Source organism: Bradyrhizobium sp. Mp27 (assembly GCF_029953005.1).
In the GTDB taxonomy this organism is placed as follows: domain Bacteria; phylum Pseudomonadota; class Alphaproteobacteria; order Rhizobiales; family Xanthobacteraceae; genus Bradyrhizobium; species Bradyrhizobium barranii.
Map to the genome: position 1 here is coordinate 1 of NZ_JASAUS010000340.1, position 3,693 is coordinate 3,693.

General features: G+C 62.2%; 3 protein-coding genes and 1 pseudogene. 3 read left to right on the forward strand and 1 reads right to left on the reverse strand.

Annotation, left to right across the window (positions count from 1 at the left end):
* Positions 1-110: pseudogene (locus QJT78_RS49380) on the forward strand (heat-shock protein); the annotation flags it as partial.
* A 111-nt stretch (positions 111-221) separates the two neighbouring features.
* Entirely contained in the window at positions 222-524 is a 303-nt protein-coding gene (locus QJT78_RS49385) for a hypothetical protein (RefSeq protein ID WP_038946039.1), read from the forward strand.
* Positions 525-557: 33 nt separating this feature from the next.
* Here QJT78_RS49385 and QJT78_RS49390 read toward each other — a convergent pair whose 3' ends face one another.
* The gene (locus tag QJT78_RS49390; protein ID WP_038946040.1) at positions 558-812 is read right to left on the reverse strand and encodes a hypothetical protein; all 255 of its coding nucleotides are present in this window, start codon (positions 810-812) and stop codon (positions 558-560) included.
* An 866-nt stretch (positions 813-1,678) separates the two neighbouring features.
* On the opposite strand from QJT78_RS49390, the gene QJT78_RS49400 reads away from it, so the two are divergent.
* A complete protein-coding gene (locus tag QJT78_RS49400; RefSeq protein ID WP_193375716.1) occupies positions 1,679-1,843 on the forward strand; it encodes a hypothetical protein in 165 nt (54 codons plus the stop codon).
* Positions 1,844-3,693: the final 1,850 nt, after the last annotated feature.

Sequence of the window (3,693 nt, forward strand, 5' to 3'; positions counted from 1 at the left end):
TGGTCATCGAGCTTCAACGCGAGATTCCCGAGGCCATGAAGCCGCGGCGCATCGCCATCGCGGGCGCAAGCGCCGGGCAGGTCAAGCAGATCGAAGGCAAGGCCGCCTGACCAACCCGCGGCCTGGTTCCGATCGCCGCCGCGCGGGTGCTCCCGCGCGGCCACCCTAATGCGTCTTATGATTGGTAGGAGCTTTAGCCATGCGGACGACGCCCACACACGATAAACGTCTTCGATTTAAATGCTCTTCTTCACCCCGGCACGGTGTTCTCGCATCCGCGCGAGGTCGTCGCTGACCCGAATTTGAGTCTGGCCGAGAAGCGGGCCATCCTCGCGTCATGGGCTTCTGACGCCTCGGCGATCGCGTCCTGTCCAGCGTTACGCTCGCCGGACGGACTAAAGGCGCTTGTTCATATCGACGAAATTCTGGAAGCGCTACGCGCGCTAGACGGGAACGGTCCGCGCAACCCGCCGGGCGGCAAGCCCATGCGTCTGCGCTGGGCCGAGCGTCGCGCGGCAGCGTGAGCGAGGGGTCTGCAAGTGATTCCATGACTGACGTCACACAGTTGATTCCAGGTCGCTTCTATTGGGTCCTTGTGCGCTCAAGCACGAAACATCCCGAGTGGCAGGCGGCACGCTTCGCCGGCGCCGCGCCCACATGGTACCGAGCAGCGCGAGCAGTGCGAGCCAGACCAGCATGAGGACCATCCCGCGGGCGCGACCGATTAAGGCGACCCGTCCGGCGGGCGTCGCCAACGCGACGACAAACAGCGTGACGATGACCGCGACGATGACCAGGCCGAAAGGGGTCATGGCTGTTCAGAGCAGGGATAGTTGGACGGTGGCCCCGCGCCCGTGGGTTTCGAGGAACGCCTCAAGTGATGGCGGAACCTCGCCGCGCACGGAGCACCGCTGTTGCAGCGCCTCGGCAATGTCCTCGGAGGCATCCCGCGACCAGCCCTCACCAGTGTTGAAGCTCACGATGGGGCGGGGTTATTGCCCCTCCATCAGGTGGCGCAGGAGCGTCTCGCGGTCGGTGTGCTCCTCGTCCGTCTCGCTCCAGGACCGGCCCAGATGCCGCCGAAATCATTGAGCACCAGATAGATGTCCCGGTCGAAGCCAGGAACAATTGACGGGGAAGAACGCATAACACCACTCCACCGGGCCGGAGCATCAATCCAACAGGGCGCGGCAAGGGCGTCAAGATCGGCTGCGGTGATAGGCGTTATGCGCGACGGATTGGAACGGCCCCGCCCACAAGGGCTGGGGGAAATGTGGGTCGGGGCGCCCTTTACTGGCCCGTGCAATGGCCAGCCGACGCAAACGCTCCCTGTCATCCGTCGTTCCTATGTCCGGCGAGCCGCTCTTCGCTCGACGTCAACAGGCGCACTGTACTTTGCCCACTCACGTCGGTGCGCTCCGCGCTGCTTTGGAATATCCGTGACGAAAGAGAGATTGCTGCCGTCACCGTATAGCATCTGTCTGTTCGACATCGTTCGGGTCGCATGCGCGAAATGCCGCGAGGTGTGGATCACCTAAGTTCAAAAGTGAACCGACCCACGGCTTCGCAACGGTTTGTTCACCTTGATGTAGGGAACAGCCAAAGCGGCAATAGCCGGGCCTCATTTCGCGCGCTGAGTATCAGACCGCTGCTGCTGGGGGCCAAACGGAGATGTCCGATGGGTGTGGCAGGCTTGCGCTTCGCGCAATTGAAAAGATCGTTCCGTGTTCGAGCGGCCCTTGTCGGCATGCTCCAGGAGTTGCCGTTTGTCTGCGCGGTGGTAATTGCAGTCGGCTCGACAGTCATGATCGTGATCAAGCTCTGCAAGGATTTGCCGGAGTGAGGCGGGCTGACCGCCATGGCGCTCATGCAGCCCTTTGTCTACCGATCGGCATATAAATACACTCCCGCTGATTTCAGCGCGGAACGGATATGACAGACCCATTGACGGCAGAAGCAATCTACCTGCGGCTCGGCAGCCTGATGGCCGACGCCCCCGACCTCAAGGCCGACCCGACGCCGATACACGCCGTGGGCTCGCTCTGGGGCCGCGCTATCGCGCGCCACGTATTAATAGGCGCAAATATAGTTTCCGTACGCATCGTAGCAACTGCGGCGGTACGCAGCAGCGCCAACGGCAGCCGCGCCTACCGCTGCCGCTCCGACACCGTAGCCCCGATAGCCGTAGCCGCGATAGCCGCCCCGATAGCCGTAGCCCCGGTAGCCTGCGCCGCGCACTGCAACAGCGCCGCCGCCCCGCGGTCCTCGAACTGCGACCGCACCGCCGCGGTAACCGCCGCCACCCCGATAGGCACCTCCGCCGCGCCGAGCCTCGGCATCATCGGGGATCAAGCAGGCGATGAGCAAAACGAAAGCGGCAAGAGGAGCGAGAATATAGCGGAGCATGACAGAAACCCTTCTATGAAGTCCTTAAGCCCCGCTCGCGAGATTGCGGCTCTCTCCGCGCAGGAGGTTGATGTAGATCAATCGAACCTGCGCACTGCGGCGCCTACGCTATGTTCCCGCACCTGTCAGGAAAAAGAATGGTCGCTTCCGAAGCGCGATCACGTTCGGCCGCCGTGTTCGGTGCGCCTTTTGACCTCTATCGTAGCGGTCATGCGCAGTATTGGACCAAACTCGTCTCTTGCCTCGACTTCGATAGGTCCTGTGCCAGCACCACAAATGATGGTTTCTCCTAATAATTCGCGCGCTAACCGTTCGACGGCCCTAAGGTCCGCAAGATCGATACCCTCATGATCAATAACGACGGCCGGACTGCGGTAGTCGAAGTAAAACCTTGGCATGCCGCACCAACTTGCACTGCCGGGCCGGGTTCCTAGTTTTCCCGGAGGCTTGGCAATGCCTCTGGTCCTGCTGCCCGGATTTTTCTCAGCCGACTGCCGAGTTTTCCCGGAGGCTTGTGATGCTCTACTTGAGCTGACGGAACTAAGTTTGCGCGCGGCGGCTTCGGGCTCGGCGAAGGGGCGTTTCTCGACGTGTTTGTTCATGCGCCGACCGGTGAACGGTGTAGATGTGCACCTCGTACGCAATCGGGATCGGCTCGCCGCAGAAGCACCTCGACCAGCCGTTGGAGTTTTGCGTCGGCATCTGGCACCCCTCAGCTTGCATGCGGCGCTTCCATGCGTGGAAATCGCGGTCGCGTCGCCAAAATCGTCCTCGCGAAGCGTCGGCTCCACCTGCTGCGATGCCCGCTCGAATGCGGCGCGGGCTTGGTCGAATGTTGTAGCCGAGCCCGAGCGCTGCGTGCTGGGCTCCATGCCTGGATAAAACCCAAGACTCCAGGCCATTGATCAGCGCTTATCGGCACGCCAGCGCGGATGCCGATCGTCCCTATGCGGACGTCGGCGGAATTGATGTGCCAGGTTTCGTGTTGATCGTTTTCGCTTCGGCGCCGGGTCAGGTCGGTCATGGCAAAGCAGGATGGGAGCCGGTTGCGCTACCCCGTACATCGGTTGCGCTTGCTTGCACCCTTCCGCAGCCGCTCCCTCGACCAGCGGGTGAGGACTTCGGTGATCATCAGTGCTGCTTTTTCTTCAGCAACATATCAATGGCCACGAGGCCCAGGTCGAGCGGCAGCCGCTCGCGCTCCTCCGGCGACATCCGGTCGTAGCTGCCATCCTGTTTCAGCTTCTCCATCGCCATCAGCGTGATCAGCATGCCCGCGACGATGGT

Coding starts and splice junctions, on each gene's coding strand:
- QJT78_RS49400 (WP_193375716.1), top strand. CDS start 1,679: ATGGGTGTGGCAGGCTTGCGCTTCGCGCAATTGAAAAGATCGTTCCGT.
- QJT78_RS49390 (WP_038946040.1), bottom strand. CDS start 812: ATGACCCCTTTCGGCCTGGTCATCGTCGCGGTCATCGTCACGCTGTTT.